Annotated in this window: 22 protein-coding genes; all 22 read right to left on the reverse strand. The window is 48.8% G+C overall.

Going from position 1 to position 18,734, the window contains the following annotated elements; genetic code table 11:
• The 22 genes from E0765_RS06060 to E0765_RS06160 all read right to left on the reverse strand — a co-directional run bounded on the left by E0765_RS06060 (position 1) and on the right by E0765_RS06160 (position 18,631).
• Positions 1–879 carry a hypothetical protein gene (locus tag E0765_RS06060; RefSeq protein ID WP_132812330.1) on the reverse strand — a complete coding sequence of 293 codons (879 nt, stop codon included), beginning with the start codon at positions 877–879 and terminating at the stop codon, positions 1–3.
• Positions 876–4,706 carry a tape measure protein gene (locus tag E0765_RS06065; RefSeq protein ID WP_132812331.1) on the reverse strand — a complete coding sequence of 1,277 codons (3,831 nt, stop codon included), beginning with the start codon at positions 4,704–4,706 and terminating at the stop codon, positions 876–878. Before E0765_RS06065 ends, E0765_RS06060 begins: the two co-directional genes overlap by 4 nt.
• Positions 4,707–5,072: 366 nt before the next feature.
• Positions 5,073–5,528: a hypothetical protein gene (locus E0765_RS06070; protein WP_132812332.1), complete on the reverse strand. Its 456-nt coding sequence runs from the start codon at positions 5,526–5,528 to the stop codon at positions 5,073–5,075.
• 90 nt (positions 5,529–5,618) lie between these two features.
• A complete protein-coding gene (locus E0765_RS06075) occupies positions 5,619–6,389 on the reverse strand; it encodes a phage tail tube protein (RefSeq protein ID WP_132812333.1) in 771 nt (256 codons plus the stop codon).
• 121 nt (positions 6,390–6,510) lie between these two features.
• Positions 6,511–6,678 (reverse strand): hypothetical protein, encoded by a 168-nt coding sequence (locus E0765_RS12490; RefSeq protein WP_165921688.1) that lies wholly within the window; start codon positions 6,676–6,678, stop codon positions 6,511–6,513.
• 1 nt (position 6,679) lies between these two features.
• Entirely contained in the window at positions 6,680–6,985 is a 306-nt protein-coding gene (locus E0765_RS06080; RefSeq protein ID WP_132812334.1) for a hypothetical protein, read from the reverse strand.
• Positions 6,985–7,266 carry a hypothetical protein gene (locus E0765_RS06085; RefSeq protein ID WP_132812335.1) on the reverse strand — a complete coding sequence of 94 codons (282 nt, stop codon included), beginning with the start codon at positions 7,264–7,266 and terminating at the stop codon, positions 6,985–6,987. Before E0765_RS06085 ends, E0765_RS06080 begins: the two co-directional genes overlap by 1 nt.
• A gap of 2 nt (positions 7,267–7,268) precedes the next feature.
• Positions 7,269–7,730, reverse strand: coding sequence for a Rho termination factor N-terminal domain-containing protein (locus tag E0765_RS06090; RefSeq protein WP_132812336.1), 462 nt, complete (start codon positions 7,728–7,730; stop codon positions 7,269–7,271).
• Positions 7,730–8,761 (reverse strand): major capsid protein, encoded by a 1,032-nt coding sequence (locus E0765_RS06095; RefSeq protein WP_132812337.1) that lies wholly within the window; start codon positions 8,759–8,761, stop codon positions 7,730–7,732. The genes E0765_RS06090 and E0765_RS06095 overlap by 1 nt, the downstream gene beginning before the upstream one ends.
• 10 nt (positions 8,762–8,771) lie before the next feature.
• Entirely contained in the window at positions 8,772–9,131 is a 360-nt protein-coding gene (locus E0765_RS06100; RefSeq protein WP_132812338.1) for a head decoration protein, read from the reverse strand.
• Positions 9,131–9,646: a hypothetical protein gene (locus E0765_RS06105; RefSeq protein ID WP_132812339.1), complete on the reverse strand. Its 516-nt coding sequence runs from the start codon at positions 9,644–9,646 to the stop codon at positions 9,131–9,133. Before E0765_RS06105 ends, E0765_RS06100 begins: the two co-directional genes overlap by 1 nt.
• A 13-nt stretch (positions 9,647–9,659) precedes the next feature.
• A complete protein-coding gene (locus E0765_RS06110) occupies positions 9,660–10,454 on the reverse strand; it encodes a S49 family peptidase (RefSeq protein ID WP_132812340.1) in 795 nt (264 codons plus the stop codon).
• The gene (locus E0765_RS06115) at positions 10,451–12,028 is read right to left on the reverse strand and encodes a phage portal protein (protein WP_165921690.1); all 1,578 of its coding nucleotides are present in this window, start codon (positions 12,026–12,028) and stop codon (positions 10,451–10,453) included. Before E0765_RS06115 ends, E0765_RS06110 begins: the two co-directional genes overlap by 4 nt.
• Positions 12,028–12,261 (reverse strand): hypothetical protein, encoded by a 234-nt coding sequence (locus E0765_RS06120; RefSeq protein ID WP_132812342.1) that lies wholly within the window; start codon positions 12,259–12,261, stop codon positions 12,028–12,030. Before E0765_RS06120 ends, E0765_RS06115 begins: the two co-directional genes overlap by 1 nt.
• A 108-nt stretch (positions 12,262–12,369) precedes the next feature.
• Positions 12,370–12,558: a hypothetical protein gene (locus E0765_RS06125; RefSeq protein ID WP_132812343.1), complete on the reverse strand. Its 189-nt coding sequence runs from the start codon at positions 12,556–12,558 to the stop codon at positions 12,370–12,372.
• Positions 12,558–14,405: a phage terminase large subunit family protein gene (locus tag E0765_RS06130; RefSeq protein WP_255417862.1), complete on the reverse strand. Its 1,848-nt coding sequence runs from the start codon at positions 14,403–14,405 to the stop codon at positions 12,558–12,560. Before E0765_RS06130 ends, E0765_RS06125 begins: the two co-directional genes overlap by 1 nt.
• Positions 14,395–15,036 carry a hypothetical protein gene (locus tag E0765_RS06135; RefSeq protein ID WP_132812345.1) on the reverse strand — a complete coding sequence of 214 codons (642 nt, stop codon included), beginning with the start codon at positions 15,034–15,036 and terminating at the stop codon, positions 14,395–14,397. Before E0765_RS06135 ends, E0765_RS06130 begins: the two co-directional genes overlap by 11 nt.
• 133 nt (positions 15,037–15,169) lie before the next feature.
• Positions 15,170–15,763 (reverse strand): hypothetical protein, encoded by a 594-nt coding sequence (locus E0765_RS06140; protein WP_132812346.1) that lies wholly within the window; start codon positions 15,761–15,763, stop codon positions 15,170–15,172.
• Complete coding sequence (locus E0765_RS06145) at positions 15,760–16,599, reverse strand: hypothetical protein (protein WP_132812347.1); 840 nt, start codon at positions 16,597–16,599, stop codon at positions 15,760–15,762. Before E0765_RS06145 ends, E0765_RS06140 begins: the two co-directional genes overlap by 4 nt.
• On the reverse strand, positions 16,596–17,885 hold the full coding sequence (locus E0765_RS06150; protein ID WP_132812348.1) for an AAA family ATPase: 1,290 nt from the start codon (positions 17,883–17,885) through the stop codon (positions 16,596–16,598). Before E0765_RS06150 ends, E0765_RS06145 begins: the two co-directional genes overlap by 4 nt.
• Positions 17,882–18,109 (reverse strand): helix-turn-helix domain-containing protein, encoded by a 228-nt coding sequence (locus E0765_RS06155; RefSeq protein WP_132812349.1) that lies wholly within the window; start codon positions 18,107–18,109, stop codon positions 17,882–17,884. Before E0765_RS06155 ends, E0765_RS06150 begins: the two co-directional genes overlap by 4 nt.
• Positions 18,110–18,631, reverse strand: coding sequence for a hypothetical protein (locus tag E0765_RS06160; protein WP_132812350.1), 522 nt, complete (start codon positions 18,629–18,631; stop codon positions 18,110–18,112).
• Between the last annotated feature and the right edge of the window lie 103 nt (positions 18,632–18,734).

Genomic DNA, 18,734 nt, shown 5'->3' on the forward strand with positions numbered 1-18,734 from the left:
TTAAATTAATCCGATGATATCTACGGTGATAGCGGTTTCAACTGGTCCTTCAATAAGCACTTCGTGTTTTTGGATATACCCGAAGATGTCTAAGAGCCCGCCTCCGTTCAGGAAAACCAGTGGTGTTCCCCTGGCTTCCGTAAGCCTTTTGAATACCATTTGCGATGTACCTGTACGTGCGAATACATTCGCCCTGATTGTTTTCGCATAATTTCCGCGTTCAAGGAGTGTTGCACCGGAGCTTTGGTTGGTAACCACTTTCGAAAAATCAAGAGCACCCAAGGAAAACGAATATTTTGTCGCTCCGATCTCTCTAACCACTCCGATAAAAAGGATCCCGCATCTGGCCTCACTGACGCCATTGTCGATCTTCACGTGATATGTGATATTCATCGTCAAGGTTGTTCGATAATACGTCACCGAATTTTTACGTTGATCGAGCCAATCACCGAAAAAGTAATCGAGCCAGTCGACAACGTCGTCTACCATATCGAAAGTGGTGCTTTCGATCGTCTGTAGCGTATCATTGTCAATTACTTCAATCAGAACCGATGAAGCTTCGATATTTCCGATAAACATACCTTTTGATCCGTATGCCACTACTTCGACGTCGATATTCTCAGGGTTAATCGTCTGTGTGTTCAGAAATTGATCGAACATTTTGAACTTGTTCGCTGTACCTATATGCTCCCAGTCCAACGGATTTTCATTAGGCTTCTTTCCGGTATTGTTTGTCAGGGCTTTATATTCTCCGTAGTTGTCTGGAAGATATACCTGCGCTCCGATGCTGTACGGAGTATTGATATCCCACTCGTTCAAAAGCGAACCGGAGACATTTGAACTGACAATAGAGATATTTGACGGATACATTATCTTCATGCCGGAATTCCTGACGTACTGTTAAACTGAGCGAGTTTTAGCTGATCTTTGAGCGTACGGATCACTTCATACAGCTGGGCAACCATCTGGGATGAATTGTCGGCGTTTTCCTGCATCTTGTCAGCCAGTGATTTGACACTGAATGATGTACTTGGAGTTCCGATTTTTGCTAGCATCATGTCTGGTATAAATCCAGTATTGACCTGCGCGTACATTGTTTGCTTGATTGCATCTGCCTGTGCTTCTAGCTCATCAGTAGATTTACTCAACTGTGCGTTATAAGCGTCTGATGCATTGGTTGCATTCATCAACGCATCCCCGAGGCTTTTCCAGTTATTGATGGTTTCAGGAGTGAATGACGACCGAATAGCTTCGTTGTACTTCTCTAAATAATTGTCGACTGTTACCCCCTGAGCACCTATCAGATCTGCAACCGCTTCGAGATCTCCCCGCGCCCACTCTGCCTGCTTCTTTAGAGACTCGGTAACCATTCCTATCCGCTCGAGTGACCATGTTTCAAATGATCTTTTCGTCCCGATGAAATCGTTCACAGCCGTAGCGAATGTTTCCTGGACCGTCTTGCTCAGGCTCGATGCATACTGAGTCCACGCCCCGTAAAAATAATCAGTCAGGTTTGGATCATCAACGAACGCACGGATAAATGCACGATCAATCGCGTTATAGAAACTTGTCCCGGTGTATCTGCCAGCCCCAACAACGATACGGTCAACGTCTCCAAGCTGTCCGAGCAGATAATCGTATGTTGTAAAGATCCCTTGTATCTGCTTCATCTGATCAGAACTGAGCCCATAATACTCAGTCCAAGACTTCGATTTAAACCAAGACTTCTTCTGATAATCAGTATACGCAGACAATCCGCCCATACCGCTGTCAGACGTGATATTGGACCATGCATGGATACCTGATCCGGTTGTTTTGGTCTTTCCGAACATTCCGCCAATCACAGATCCGAGAGCGGTACCGATTGCCCCGCCAACCAAAGTACCAAGCCCAGGGATGATCGATCCAGCGATCGCACCTATAGACCCACCAATCGCTCCATAGTTTGCGGCACGCGTATTCGCCCCGAGCAGCTTATCCCCAAGTGATCCTACTGCATATCCGCCAAGCCCCCCTAGGGCTCCTGCAGTTGCAAGCCCACCGTAGTACGCCGCTCCGCTCAATCCGGACACACCACCACCGGCAAGTACGTTTGCCCCACCTGCCAAAAATGACCCGGTTCCGGTAAATCCGGCTCCGTATGCCGTACCGGCCAAATTCGCCATGTAAGCTGAAGGCGCATACAGCAGGCCGTTTATACCTTGTGTAGCAAGAGTATAGGCGTTATTCAACGCTGAAGCGGAATTAACCAAATTCCCGATATCTGTTCCGGCAGTCGTAATTTGACCGGCCGAGTCGAAAACGGTACCGCCCGCGGTTGTGGTAAACCCAGATGAATCACTCGTCCCTCCGAACATTGCGATTTGATCCGCGCTCAGTACCGAACCAACCCCGAGCATTCCTGCCCCGGATACCTGTGCAGCCCCACCGAAATAACTGAATATGTTTTGGATACCAGACGGTGCCGAATTTGTTCCGATCAACATATCCTGAACGCTTCCGATGATCGACGACGACAACCTCGACGAAATCGCTCTTGCAATTGAAGTTGTGAGGCTGTCCCAAAAGTCCTTCAGCCAATCACCAAACGAATTCCATTTCCCAACCATAGCATCGAAGAGCTGATTACCCATCGCTTTATAGAGATCACTGAAAAATGACAGCCACCCGGCATTCTGTTCTTCCCATTGTTTTTTCGCTAGTTCGGATTGCTCTTCGTAGCGCTTTTTGTCGATTTTGGAAATCGATGCATTAACGTATTCGACGATCTTAATGTCTTCAAGTCCTGCGGCTGCAAACTCTGTTGCACGATTGGAAATGTTTACCAGCTCATTGTCATACCAGTTGTCTGACAGCTCGTTGATAGCCATATACATAGACTGAGCCGTTTCAATCTGTTTTGCGTAGCGTTCCTGATCAGCCTGATCCTCTTTGGCATAGTTCTCTTCGGTGAGCTTGCGTGATTCACTCATCATGTTGCCAAGTTCATCAAGCTCTTTACGGTTCAACGCCGATTTTGCTTCAGATACGTACTTGGCAATTTCTATCTCAGGCATTTTCTGATCACGCCACGCCTTTGCCTGGTCATCGATAGATTTGATTGCTTTGTCATGGTCAGAAGCACCGATATTGAAGATAGTATCTTGAAGCGATTTGTAATTTTTGGCGTACTCTTCTGCGGATTTGGCTGCTGCTTTTAGCTCTTTATCGGTGGGTATGTAAGGCTTATTTACTCCTCCACCAGATGGTTTAGCATTCGCGACTTCATGTAATTTCTGAAGCTGTTTTCCATATGTTTTGAGTTCATTCTCAATCTGAACTCTGCGGTGAAGCGCAATCCTTTCATTACCAAAAAGTGATTGCATTATCGAAGGATTATTGATCGATTCATTAACCTTGTCAAGCTCTATAGTTCCATATGTAATCTTTGCTTGCAATGCTTTGGCGCTCAGGTTTTCTACATCTACAGCGGTTCTTCGGACTGAATCCCGCAGTTCATCTGCCTGATTTTTCAGAACTAATCCGACACCGACGATCGCCGCACCTGCAATAGCGTACGGGTTCACTGCAATAAGACGGTTCCATGCCCCTATAGCTGCATTGGCGGCAACTTGACGTGCGGTAAGCGTTGTTACAGATGCGGTAGTAGTGTTGGTTGCAATGCTATATGATGTAGTTGCAACGGTGGAAGCAGCTATATAAGCCGCATGCAGTTGCTGCGCTCCATTCAAAGCCACTGTGCCTATTTTCCACGCTATAATCGTTGAAACTGCCGTACCTACATACCCAACATAATCACCAATCTCTCCACTATGTTCAGATAGTACAACTGTAACATCGGAAATAGCTGAAGCAATACCGACTGTTACTCCATGCATCTGGTCAAATTCGTGGATTGTAAGACCGATCTGATTGGTCAAAACAACCAGCGACTGCCCAACAGTTTTAGGCATTTGATTGAATTCTTCTTCTATGGCACTTTTTTGGGTGAGAATCGCTTCATAGACTTTCTCAGCAGTTAGTTTTCCATCTTCCCCGAGCGTTTTAAGCTGCCCTACTGTGACCCCCATACCTTCAGCAATAGCCTCCGCAAGCCGTGGGGCCTGCTCTAGCACAGAGTTGAGCTCCTCACCGCGGAGAACCCCAGATGCAAATCCCTGTCCTAATTGGATTACTGCCGCTTTTGCACTTTCAGCGGAAGCCCCTGAAACTATAAATGATTTACTGATGGCCTCCGTTACGTCGAGCGTTTCATATTGACTTTTGTTCATATCCTGCGTAGCCCGTGCAATACGAGCATACAGATCGGCATTGCTCCCATAACTGGTACGGCTCTCCTGAGAGATATCGAACAGATCGGCCTGCACCGATACGAGCTGCTGTGTGGAATCTGTGACAAGGCGTAAACGTCCCTCTAACAGGTTCCATGTGTCTGCCTGAGCGATAGCATCTCTGGTGAGATCACTCATATAAGATGATCCGGCCATTACTGCCTGAAATCCTACATACGCATGACCCATAAATCCGATGCGTTCTGATAGGTTATCTACCGATTTTGCTGCGTCCGAAGTTGCCGACGAAACAGATCGCTGTGCCGATACGGCTCGTATCGATTCGCGCTCGATCTCGGAGAAACTTCGCTTAACACTTTCTATCCCTTTGAGGTCAGATACGGTATTAAGTTTGATTCTCAGCTCTTTTTCCATATACTGCCCCCTATGAAATATTTATCTTCTCTATTCAGAACAGCCGCTATCAGTTTTACGGCACCTTTTCTGATCGCCATTACGGCTATCTGGTTCTTATTTATCCGTTAAATTCGGACAACATTGATTTTAAAATCCGATAAGCTTCTACTGGGTCATCCCCGGTTCTGCTAACGTAATCTTTCACGATGTCGTAGTTGATTGCAACACCATCGAATGACCTCTGGAGCGACAGAGCTAAGCAGTCACTTAGTATCAACTCTGTTTCACACTCCGGAATGAATACAGCATCATCATCGATCCGATGCAGATCGTCTGCCAGATGGATATAACTTTGACCTTTGCCAAACTCTCTGGCAAAACGTCTTAGCCTTTCGACTTTCCCTTTTTTGCCTCAGCGACCATTTGTTCGATTTCTTTCACAAGCACTAAATATCCGATGTTATGTTCATCGACATAACCTTTGAGGCGCTCTTTATCGGTCCCTGAAACAGTCATCAAAAAGCGTGACTGATACATTTCGTTGAGCATCTTCTCTGTCTCTTCGATGTTTTTTGGAGCGATCTTTGCCTCGATCGCTTCGATCTGATCGAGAAGATCGAGAGCTGATTGGTTCTGACCGTCAGCTTTAAGCAACTGGTACCGCTCGATCATTCGACCGAGTTTAGCCTCGTTTTCACTTCTTTCTTTGAACTCTGCATCGTATGAACCGTACTTCTCTTTCAGCGTGTCCTGCTGCTCTTTTTTCAAATTTGAAACCGTGACATTGAATGTGATCCCATCGATCTCCAATGCGATTGCCATAGTTGTGAACAAAGCCATTTTTTTGCCTTTTTATGGATTTTCCCGCGGGAAATTTTTTGATCAAAAAATTCATTGCCTTTTTGGTGAGGGGAAGGCTAACCCATCGGATCACTTGTAGGTGATCGTGTAATTGTCGTTCCCGGAAGATGCCTGAGCGCGGAAGGTGCGGGAAATTTTGACGTTTCCGGCATCGTCGCTCTCGCTGACATCTTTGAGGATTGCATAGGGGATCGAGAGCTCGATCTGTGACCCAGCTTCACCAACTTGGATGATGATCGCCAGTACCGTTCCAGCGGAGAAATCTGCCCATGCTGCTTCATCAGTACCTTTGATCTTGACCGCAGTGACAGTGATCGTAGGGTCGAAATCCTGCATGTAGTATTCGGCCATATTGATCGCGTATAGCTCGTTGATCTGATTTCCGAGATCAAAATCGAAGCTGTCTGCATTGAGTGTCGCACCCCCTACGGTCAGAACCGACACTTTGGTTACCAGCGGAGCTGTATTGGTATCGAGCGTAACAGTCGGGTTTGGTTCCGCAGTAGCCGCTGCATCAGCTAAAAACCCTTTGACCGATACCGTCGCCGACAATGGCTCACCGATTTTCCCGCTAATTTTAAGATTTCCTGCCACTCCCGTGAGAGCACGTACATACCCGTCGGTATAAACCTTGATCTGTCCTGTACCTGCACCGGTTCCGCCCGGCTTGTACTCGACCTTTGTCGCTGCTGTGACCGTTTCTGCAAGTCCGCAGATTTTAAGCAGCTCGTCGATGCTGGGGGCTGTTCCTAGTGCAGACGCTTTTTTCATCTGTACAGGAATGTCAAACTCTGCAGTGACCCAGTTGGGGTCGATGAATGTTTTGGTAGCACCCATCATCCCGTTACCAATGTCTTTGTAATCTCCGGATTTCACCTTCGGATTGACAAAAACGAGCCCGTTGGTTGTGATGACATCATCAGCAACCGGTGCGCCTCCTGATTTTGCCAGGACAACATTTTTAAGCGTCAGCTGATTCGACATAATCTTTTACCTTTCCTGTTTGTTTCAGAGCTTCGGCGGTGGCCGCATTGACCGTTACCTCTCCGCTGTATTCCAGATCGCTGAGGACCACCACCGTATTGTCCTCGATGACAAGCGTCACCGTTTCATCTTTGGCTCTTGCCATATCACACTCCAGACCAAAGCGTCGCTTTGACCATAAAATATTCGTGTTCCAATCCCTCGTTAAAATCGAGGGTACTTTCGGCAAACTCGATCTTCTCAGGATGGTTTAGATCACCCGCGTTGCCTATCGTCATCAATGCATTGACCATCGATTCACCGATATCAGCATCACGCTTGACCTTTACTGCGAATACAACCTCTTTGAGCGTTGACGCGGTAGGAGTGCGTCGGAATACGAAAACATCCGCCGTCTTTACGATAGGACGAACCGCATCCGAAATCCGTATTTTTACGTCAGCTTCACTCATCATAAACGCGTACCTAAAACGACCGTTTTTGATCCAAAACCGTCATCGTGCGGACCGCTTGCAACACCGTATGTTTTACCGTTTGCAACGATCACCGAATCAGCACTGATCACTACGCTCGACGCAACTTTAAGCACATTTACCAACTCTTCCATTTCGCCGGATTGCTCCAGCAAAAACCCAGATATCACTACCCCATCAATCGTTACCGAATCGGCAAGCTCTTCGGAGTTCATGAACACGTTTTCCGTATCAGCGGCAAGTTGATCTTTGAGGCTCATTGTTAATCTCCGATGCTCGTCGCAATGATTTTACGGATAGTCTCGATATCCGCATCGTCCGGGAGCGTAATCCCTTCCTCTTCAGCCAGCTCGCGCAGAGCGTCTTCATCCATTTCGTCGATGTCGACAATGCCGCGATGATCTTCGATAAGCGCCATCAGCTCTTTTTTGTTCATACTGCTGTATTTTTCGAGCCCGAGGTATTCACATACTTTTTTCAGGTCGTCAACTTTGAGCACACTCAGATCATCCAGTACCGCCATCTCTTCAACAGAGAGTCCATCACCATTTGTAGATGGTTGTGTAGATGAAGGTTTGAATGTCTCTTCTGCAGCACCGTGAGCCACCAGAAACTCAGCATCTTTAACATCGATGTCTTTCCCGTTACCGACTACAAGCACTGCTTTGGCCTTATGCAGTTTTCCGCCTACTTTGGCGGAATTCATGAGTTTAATCGCTTCCATTAGTACACCTTCATAGATACGATCGCATCGATCTCATGCGCGGCAGGAAGCGGAGCAGACTGCACCATCAACCACGTTGCATCAGGGTCCTCTTCGTCCCATGTTTTAGGGAACCGTGGGATAGCTGCGAATCCGGCTTTTTTGTCCTTGATCGCACCGTAGTGACGGCGGAAATCTGCTTTTGTCGACGTGATGACGACCTGACCGTCAGGGATCATCGGTTGTTCTACGTCGTTATCATCGATATACCAGTTATCGTAACCGTAAAGATCGAGCTGTTTTCCATTGACCGTGACATACCCGTAGTACGACACGCCATCACCCATGTCTTCGGGCTTGATAATCCCGAGATCGATACGGCGTGTATTGAGAGTGTTTTGAACTTTTGCATGGTTCACGTACACATCCATAGTTGTCGTGTTCCCGATCATGACGTTTGCAGATTTTCCGGAATCTTTCGAGATCAGCTGCACTCCGATTCCGATATCGATATTTGGATTTGACCCGGAATCTGTCCAGATGTCGGTTCCGGTCAATGTGATTTTATGATCCGCATCCATCAGCAGATCGATTCGGTAGTTCACGCCATCACCGACGACATCGACATACCCGTTTACAATTTGCTGACATGCCATCCATTCTTCGCGGCGGATGATCATATCCTCAAGATCAGTGAGCTCTTTGGCAAGCTTCATACTGGCACGTTCTTCCGGAGACTGAAGTGAGTACGCGGATTCACCAGCAGCACGGTTATTGACGATATCTGCAGATTCGAGCACTTTTTTAGGCTTGATATAAGCCGGTTTGTAGCTGTTGGTTGTAAAACCGAGCTTCTCGACCAGTTTCCCCTCCACACGCGGAGACTGGAACGGAGCCATACGGCGTTTGCCTTTGATGATGTCGATATCGACGGTTTCAGCCGTTACCGGGTCAACTTTCGAAAACAAAAGGTCAAGGATGAATGACCCGGTCTTCTTGTCCTGGCGCATTGCCGCCGCCATAGCTCGTGATGCAAAAATACTGATTTCCATCGTTTACCCCTTATGCCGTTACGGCTGTTTTGATATAAATTCCGCCATCACGAAGCGCATCTTTTACCGACGCGGCCGTATGCCCGGTTCCGAAGCTCAATGCGTTTGCGTTGAACTCTCCTTTGATGTAGACGGCCACGTTTGTCACGTCCGCCAAGCTCGGATCGCAATCCTCTGCCAGAATGGCACTCGGTGTTTGACTACCATCGACTGCATCCGATGCAGACAGGATAAGCTTCCCTGTTGCAGTCACTTTTCCTAATACCGCACCGCGTTTGAGCGCTGTGCCTCCTGATGCGATCGTTACGATGTCGCATACTGTCCGTGTCTCCCCGGCAATCAGATTGTCCGGTGTATATGTTTCAGCCATTACATTTCTCCTCTTGCTTTTTTACCGGCTTCGGCCATCGCCGCAACCGCTTTTTCATCATCCGACGTATTTGCATCCGCTCCGTCGGCTGAACCTCCACCCAATTCGACCAGATCTTTCCCGAGCGATTCGCCATCAGCGCTGTGTGCTGACGCCGTTTCGGTACGTTTTGAGTTCATCGCATCGAACATCTTGATCTTCACCTGCTCAGGAGTTACTTTGGTATCCGAAAGAGCCTTGCTGATGATGCTCTCATACCCTGGACGAGAAAGCGCCTGGATATCAGCGATCCGTTTTTGTTCGGCCGCTACTGCTGTGGCTACCGCCTCTGATTGATTGGCTGTAGCCCCAGCTACGATTTCAGCCACTACGTCCGGGTGAGTTTCGCGAAGCGAAGCCGCCGTAATCGTAATTCCTGTTTCGGCGCTTGCCGATGCAACAATCTCAGTAGCGACACTCGGGAATTTATCCTGAATCATCGCGGCGGTGATTTCGCTGTCTTTGTACATTGCCATTGATGCTCCTTGTTTAAGATTGAAGCTCTGCGATCAGAGCCTCGAATGTTGTGATTTCATCGATCATCCCGGCATCGAGCGCGTCGCTGCCGATGAGTAGATCCCCCTGACCAAAGCGCTGAAGCACTTCATCGACGGAGACGCCTCTGTTCGCGGCCACATCCTCGACAAAAATTTCGCCGAGCTTGTCCGCCCACGCCTGAATCTGATTTTTCCCTTCATCGGTTTTGATGTCGGGTCGTTTTTTCGGGCTTACGGACGAGACGATTTCGATCTTCTCGCTGCCGTCGTCATACAGACGAAACGAATACACCGCACCGATGCTCCCTGCCATCGCCGTTTTGGATGCGGCAATATGGTTGCACGCACTGGCGAGCCAATACCCAGCAGACGCGGCGAGATCATCGACATAGGCGATTACCGGTTTTTTTTGGCTTACCATCCGAATCAGTTCGGCATTTTCAGCGATAGAGGCCGCTTGACCGCCGGGGGTGTCAAAATTGAGTACGATATGGCTCACCGATCGGTTATCCCCCGCCGCGATGATGTCTTTGGCGAGCACTTCCGTTGAAGTACCGCCGCAAAACTCGGTAAAAAGGTTTGCGTATCGGTAAATCCCTCCGATGACTGGGATCACAGCGATACTCCCGCGCATCTCTACGGTACGGGTATTGTCCAGCTTCGACCCGACACGGGCTGCAAGCGCTTCGACGTCGTGCTCGCGTTTGGCTATTTTTGCCATCATTTCCAGACGGTCCGGCATCATTAACCACGGCTGATTTGCCATCGCATTTAAAATTGCGCTCATTGTTCGTTCCCCTGATCAATTTTCGCCTGCTCAATAGAGGCGGTCGTGTATTTCATTTCAAACAGTCCGGATTCTTTCATCTGCCGCGTCTCGACAGTAGCCCGTTTGATGTTCTGATCGAAATCGCTCCCGTTCATCTCCGCCGCTTCAGCGGCGCGGGTACTGTACCCTGATTCAACCCTCATGTCTGCGGCCTTTGTCTCGTTGACAGGGTTTAGCTGCCCCTGCGCCGGTCCTTTCCACGATGCCTGACAATACGCTCTACGGACCATCGGATCTTCAAGAAAACCGGGAGCATCGAGCCGACCGATCAGCACCGCTTCGGTGAGCACCGCCTCATAGATGGGTTGACAGAATTTTTTCGAAAACCATGTGCGGCGGGAACGGAACATCTTCCATGCTTCCAGAAGAGCGGCACGGCTTGCTGAGTATGAAGCGCTGAAATGTTTCATTAGCACTTCAAACGGGATATTTAGCGCAGCGCCGATCTGTTTCAGGATCGCCTGAGTAAACGGGTCAAACGCCGTGTTCGGTCGGTTCGGGTTTGCGGTAGTCACCTTTTCACCAGGGGCAAGCCCGAGGATGGCACCGGCTGATAGGTTCAACTCATCGGCATCTACATTTGACCCGCTGCCGCCGTTTTCATCTTCCATATCCAGATTGACACCGCCCGATTCGCTCTCGATAAACACCGTAAACAGTCCGCTTACCACCGCAGCTGTCAATTCAGCATGGGTGTAATCGGTGAATTGCTTGAGCGGTTCGATGATCGGGGCGAGGATAGAGACGCCGCGCTTCTGCCCGGGGCGGAGTTTTTCATACACGTGCAGGATATTTCTGCGACCACTATTTCCGAATGCTGGAATCCGTTTCCACTCGTTCGATAACCGCAGTCCCCCTGGATGGTATTTTGTAAAATGGTAGTGGGTGGGGGCGCCAAGCGCGTCTACTTCTACCCCTCCGGCGATTTTGTCGGTATCCATGCTACTGTTCGGGTTGGAACAGCGGTCTGCTTCTATCAGTTGGACGATAAGTGAGAACGGAGTACCCTCACGTTTGACATATGGAAGCGCTGCAAAGATATCCCCGCTGATCAGCGCACCCATCAGCGCGATCGTCTGCAATTCATAAAAATTTGACGTTCGCTCTGCGTCGCTGCTCTCCGAATCTGCCCAGAACCGGAACAGCCGCTCTGCGTTCTGCTCCCATTTGCGCGCCGCTTCCTCATCCATCCCCAAAAATTCGCGGTCGATATCTGACTGGACGGTCAGCCCGGAACCGATGACATTAAACCGGATCGTATCCCCTGCCCCGTGTACGATCGGAGCGTTGCGGTACATATCACGGGCGATGGCGCGGAGTTTTTCGAGAGAAGGAAGATCATCGGTGTCGGATGATCCGATTGTGGTATTTGCTGAACGCATGGATCGGCGCGACGTATCGGCACCGATGTACCCGCCCATTGATAGAGCTTCATATTTCATACGCGATTGGATGCGCGACATCCCCCATTGGGGAGCGACGAACATCACGGCTTTGTCGATCATATTGGGAGTTACGGTCGGTTTTTTCATTACCATACCGCCTTTTTGACACGAATGCCGCGTCTGGCCTGAACTTGTTCCTGCGTGATATCATAGTTCGGGCCGTATTTTCGGATTTTATCTTCTAGGCGATCTTCACGAGCTTGCAACATTTCCAAATCAGCACGGGTAAGCTTGCGCCCTTCCATCTCATAGCTTTGAGACGTGAGTACGGCTTTGATAGCTGCTTTGACTTCGGTAAGTTCTTGAATGAGTGTTGCCAAGGTTAAATCCGATTTTTTTTAATCTTGACGACATTTTCACAGAAGCGGAAAAAATAAAATAGACAGCATTTTTGCTGTCTTGACTTTGCGGAAGTGTTTTTGGTATTTTTAGGCGGATTTTCCGAATAATCTCATGATTTCTTCGTATTTTTCGGCAAATGTAGGGCTTTCGAGGAGTAGCATTTTTAGAAGCGACCCTGTCTCTTCGGTATTTTTTTCAGACTTGATCATCTCCAGTGTATTCAAAACATTCACATCAATATGAACTCTAAGTGGTGTTTTATACTCTTTTGCCATTATCTCCCCCTTGAAATGATTCTTCTGCCGGATTTTTTCCCGCGGGAAATTTTTTCTCCGTTCTCTGACGATTGGACCGAAACGATCCCGATCCGTCTCCCAATGCCGAGTACCTGCTCGTCCACACCTGCGAGTTGCAATGCCGCGTTTGCATAGTTACGGCAGTCGATGGCCTCGTTACGGTGGCGATACTTGACCCACCCTCCGGTCTTTTTATCCCGTTTCTCCGCAGTGAGCTGTTTGAAGTACTCGTCGTTGTACACGTCATAATCCGGGAAGTGCATATAGTTCGGACCCGGCTCTGTGACTTCGATATTCGCATAGATTTCATCCTTTCCGGCATTTACCCCGACGAGAAACAGGTTCACTTTACCCTCGTTGTTTGTACTGGCCCGCTTGTTGATAAACGGTGCTCCGATAGTGCTTGATCCCTTGAGGGCATAGACGCGCTGGCTGTACCGTGGCTTACAGAACGCATACGCAGCTTTCGTACGATGCCCCCCCGTATCGACACCTTTTGCATAGATTTTCATCCGCGCCCCGTCATTACACTCGAACGTTCGGTTCAAATACGCTGCGAGCTGCTTTCGCGTCTCTATGTCGTTTGGATCACCGTTGATGATGTGATAATCGATACTCCACGTTTCACCGTCCCTACCATACCCTACCACCTCGATCTCAAAGCGGGTATTTTGGGTATCGATTCCGGCGGACAGTACCAATACCCCATCAGGTACCTCAGACGGATAGTGCTCTCTTCGAGATGGAAGGTCATCTGCTTTAACCGTTTCCAGATCACCTTCCCATACCTTAGCATCACGGGTATTGACCCATGTTTTCATTTTGCGCACGTCTCCTGTTTTCATCAGCGCTTTCGCTTCCAGAAACTCTCTGAAAATCTCGTTCCAGCTCACAAACCCGAGCGGAGAATAATACGACGGCAATCGATACCCGCGGTGGATATGCCCTGGATTGTGCGGTACCCATTTGCCTTCATGCAGCATGCGGCCTTTATGATGCTCATCGATCAGTGATCCACATTCGGTACATCCGTACTGGACGTCACCGATCAACGCGTAGGTCTCTTTGTTATACTCGAACACGAACCCGTCTTTTTCAAAGCAGATCATCTCTCCGCAATACGGGCATGGCATGTAGTAGTGGCGCTGATCCGATGCTTCAAACTCGGCTTCGATATTTGAATACCCTTTTTCGGTAGGAGTGGAATTGATGTAAATCTTACGCATGATCCCGAATGAGTCCGCCCTTTTTTTCCCGAGTTCGAGCGGGTCCCCTTCCCCCGCGACATCCAGCGGAAACCCATCTACGTCATCGAGACATACGAACCGGCATGAGAGTGATCGGTAGTTGGCAGGTGAACCTGCCCATGAAATTTTCAGCATACCTCCAGGATAGATTTTTTCAAATGTTCCTCCGATATCGTCTCGCGTCTTCCCTCCGCTGATTTTTTGAGCCAACTCCGGCATCGCACGCAGTGAAGGAGTGAGTTTTCGGTTACTGTGGTCTTTTGCCAGTCCCTCGGTAGGCATAATCATTAGCTGCGATGTAGGCACTACGTCCATATAGTACATGACGGCGTTATTACCCACTTCGGTACATCCAACCTGTGTAGCTTTGATGACCTTTACCTGTTGCGTAGGGCTCTGAGGTGAAAGCTCCTGCATGATTTCTCTAAGATACGGCATACGGTCGGTACTGTACTGACCTGATTCGGCACTGGCACCGGATGGCAATTTACGTCGTTTGTCCGCCCACTGGTCTATCGTCAGATACGGGTCAGGTTCAAAACCAAGTGCAAAAGCATCATAAACTGGATTACAGCTCACGGAATGCCCCGCTAAGGTTTTCCAGCTGACGGTTAATCTCCTGCTCCATCATCGTCCGACAAATATGAGGATCACTTTCGGCAGCAATCCGTGCGGCAAGACGGGCAGGTATACCGAGCAATCCGTCTCTGACGATGCGTGATGCAGCAAATATGCTGTTTCGGACTTCATCGATAGGGACGGACATTTTCTCGCTCTCATCGGCTTTCGCACGTTTGATCCGCAAATCTTGCTTCAAAATAGCGATATTGAGTTGCTTGACGTTCATGGATTCTATATCACCGATAGTCTCATCCTCTTCTCCGATATCGGACGCCTTATTTTGCAGATCTCGCAGAGTCTGTTGCAACCGCTCCCGCTCGATCTCCTGCTCCTCTTCGGTCATATCAGCCATTGACGGGTAACTTCCTGCCGATGACAGCAGGTCAGCTCCGCCTGAACGCTTCGCAGCATTCGCCTCACGCTGTCCGTCTCGGCGTGGATCTTCATGCTCTGCCATCAGCCGTTCAGCTTCCTCCATGTTCACCCGCCCGTCATAGTATGTCGGGATGGTTCCGTTTTTAACGAGCTTATTGATGTACTGGCGGCTTCGTTTTACCTTACGTGCAAAAGCGGCCTGTGTCATCAGCATCGTCAGGCTCCCATTCCGTCAAGATGTGTCAACGTTGACAACTCCGAGTGTGTCAACCAAGTAAAAAACCCACAAACTACGCGACAATCGGGGTGGCGCGTACCCTCGATAGATATTTCCCCAAAAGGACCCGTCAATTTTTTATAGATGCCCATGCTTTATCAACCCCTTCACCAAGATACCGCTGCGCGTTCCGATCGTAAACCTTTTTACCGATCTCATAGAAGTCATACACCTTTTTGATTTTCGCCTGTTTTTCCAACCAATACAGAATCACCAACCGTGAACGTTTGCCTCTACCTTTTCGAACTGCAATAGCATCTCCCTTGCTCGTGTGAACAAGAAACGACCCTTTGATATTGCGGGGTCGATTCGATCGTGTGATCATGTCTCGTTTACTGCGTTTCACTTCTGCAGTCGGGATAGCAATACGACCACGCCCTGTCTTGGTTCCACCCTCAGTATGAAGTACCAACCAATCAGCCCTTGTATAGACAGCAGCATTGAGATCGTTCTTCTTTGCAAACTGAACATTGAACCCGAAACGAGAGCGAGGTTCATACCATCTTCCGCGAAGTGTCAAAGTATTCTTTGCACCGGCCAACTCCGAGTCACGCATATGCGTTGCAAGGTTATTCAATCCAACCGACGCTCCGTAGTTCAGTTGCTTTGGAAGTGACCCGATAAAGCGGTTCATCTCTTTGAAGTTCGCATCAATGTTGATCATGCAACCCTCCCAACTGGTTTGATAAATTTTAGAGTTCCGTCTTTGAACATCTTGATCATCATCTTCGGAGAGATGCTTCCGGTACTTCCGTTATCAGCTCTGAGTTCTCCGTTATCGATGTCATAGCTCATCTCGACCCATACTCCGTTATGGAAGATACTTACCCGCTTCGGCATGTATTTCATGTACGTATCGTTCATCAAAAAATTACGGAGGTTGTAATGCCCTCGATGCTGGTTTGAGTGCAGATATTCAATAGCGGCAATTTTCAGAGAATCAGGATCGGCCTGTACGGTTTTATAGACCTCATAGGCTTCCGGCTTCTTTCCTACCGTTCCGCCGTTCATAGAGTAGGTGAAACACAGGTCCCCGAACTCAGGATCGGTAATGCAGTCATACATGCTCGCACGCCCCCCCGCGCTATCAACTACGTTGATATTAAATACTTCGTTCGGGTGCTGTCGTTCGGTTCGTTCGGTATCATTTCCGAAAATGCCTATTTCGCGTGGTTCGTAGCCGTTCGGTTCGTTCGGGTGCTGTCGTTCGGTTCGTTCGGTTTGATTTTTTGCATAGTTATAGTGCTGACCATTTTTAAGCACCCAAAAGCTGAAGAACCGATCTGTTTCATGGCGGAATTCTTTGAGCCAGTCATGCGCAGTTGATTTACTAACCCCCCATGATTCTGCATAGAAACCTACGGAGTGGTGATCGCCTGAATCCATATCGTCAAAATACTCCATAAAGGCACGTGCACGTTCTCTGCCTCGCACCCCTTTGGTTTTCAATGCCCTCACATAGTCCACAGGGACAGAGATGTAATTCATGCGTGCGCTCATTCTGCTGTCACCCCTGCTGGAAAGTCAAACTTGTACTCATTCTCATCCGAAGTCTTTGACTCGTACTGGATAACGGTAGCACGTGCACTGTCTTTGGGAGTGATATGGTGTGTCACTTCATATCTACCGAGCACACGCATGGCCCCGAGATTATCCTTCGTCATCTTGAACCTGCGCATGTGCGCGTTATCCAGATCGATCTCTGCGGTATGAGGGTTTTTATAGATTTTGTCGATCTCGTACATTACGCGCACCGCATCACGGAACGCACTAGCCCCACGTGATTTGGATTTGAAGCTTCCGTCTTTGTCTTTATTGGAATGGTGCAGCAGCACCAGGACGATGTTCTCTTCGGCCGCCCAGTCCTGCAGCGGACCCATGAATAGGTTTGCCTCGGTATTGCTGTTTTCATCTCCACCGTAAAAAGACCGTAGCGGATCAAGAACTATCAGCCCGAACCCACGAAGCGACTGGCGCATACGATAGAACGCATGATGGTCGAATTTTCCGTTGACGATCAGAGGCTTCGGACGTTCTCCAATGATTACTCCGTTTTTTTGAACAACAGGGAAGTGCACGGAGTTTTTATAATCACTGTATAGCTTGTTCATGACGCTCGAAGACACCAGGCGGTGCCGGTTCGTATTGATACCGATATCGTCTTCGGATAGCCACAGACATACTTTATCGTATGGGTGTTCGTCGATGTATCGGTTGGCAATCTGCAGTGCGGTCCATCCCTTCCCTGACCCTCCCTCTGCTGATATCATCGATACGACCCCGCGAGGGAGCGGAAGCCAGTTGCTCAGGACGAATTCCGGCTCCCGTTCCACAACATCCCCGGATGGTATGGTTCGGATCGCAACACCTACACGCATGTCGCGGATATTAGATAGGGTTGTTTCTATCATGTCTATCCCATCAGACGGACGTGTAAACTCCTGCTTTTGCAGATCGATACCGAGTTTCCATAGTGCACGGCGTTGAGCGTACTCTTTGAGCGACTTGATGTATTCATGGAGGTTTGAGATGGGGTTTGAAGTGAGTACTTCCATCATAGCCCGCTCATCGAACTGCTTACGGTCACTCAGCCATACCCGGATGAACTCCTCATCGATCGGACGGTCCTGATCGTTTAGGTCTTTCATGGCGTTTAAAATATTCTGGTGGGCATGCATGTAGAAATCGTCGGAAGTTACTCCTGAACGTGCGAACATAGCCGGTTCAAAAATAAATGATGCAAGCACCGATCGCTCGAAGGCCAGGTTATAGAATTCTTCATTCATGCGTTTTTGCACCCGTCTAAAAAGTAGACTTTGAATACTTTACCGTTATGTTTCTCCTCACGGCTATGGATCGGCCACCCATCGGCACGCAGTATGCTGATTTTATTTCGCAGGTTCAGCTCATCCCACATGCGCGCCGCTTCGAGTGCGGTGATCTCACGGCCGCTTTTTAGCCATTCGAGAACCGTCTGAACCATTCCGGTGCGTTTTGTAGTGGGTGTCATCTACTCCTCCTTCACACACAATTTGCTCTTTGCGACCATCTCCTCGAATGCTCTCAGATGCTGTCGGGTCTCATACGCCACCCGCTCCAGCTCTTCGGCTTCATGATCGTCGATGATCCCGTCATTGTTTTTGTATTCCAAAAACTTGGCGGAAAGCGATCCGGCAAACGATGCGATGGTGAGCAGCTCATCTTTTATTGACTCAGAATCTACTTTGGACGCCTGCGCACCATAGGTAAACACCCCGTCGCACTGCTTTGCGATAGCATCCAGTATGATCTTCTGATCAGCCCCCAGCTCGTCGAGCAGTATGGCGAGCTGATCAATAGATAACGGTTTTGGGTTGATCGGGTTATATGTGGTACAATTTAGAGCTGTTCCGAGCTGTATCTCTCCGTTGGTTCCGGAGTATCCAAGCTTCGGCGCGAAATGCTGTCGTGCAGTCAGGTTGTGTCTGCGCCCGAAGGCGTCGATCGATTGTGATATGGATTTATAAAGCCAGGAATGTTTTGGAAGTGGCATGTTGCGTCCTTTTGGGAACTCATCTGAAGAGCGAACGGGCCCAAAAGGTCAAACCCCCGCTGCTCAGATGAACTGGTTTGAGTCGTCATTGTAGACAAATATT

Origin of the sequence: Sulfuricurvum sp. IAE1 (assembly GCF_004347735.1) — a bacterium.
In the GTDB taxonomy this organism is placed as follows: Bacteria; Campylobacterota; Campylobacteria; order Campylobacterales; family Sulfurimonadaceae; genus Sulfuricurvum.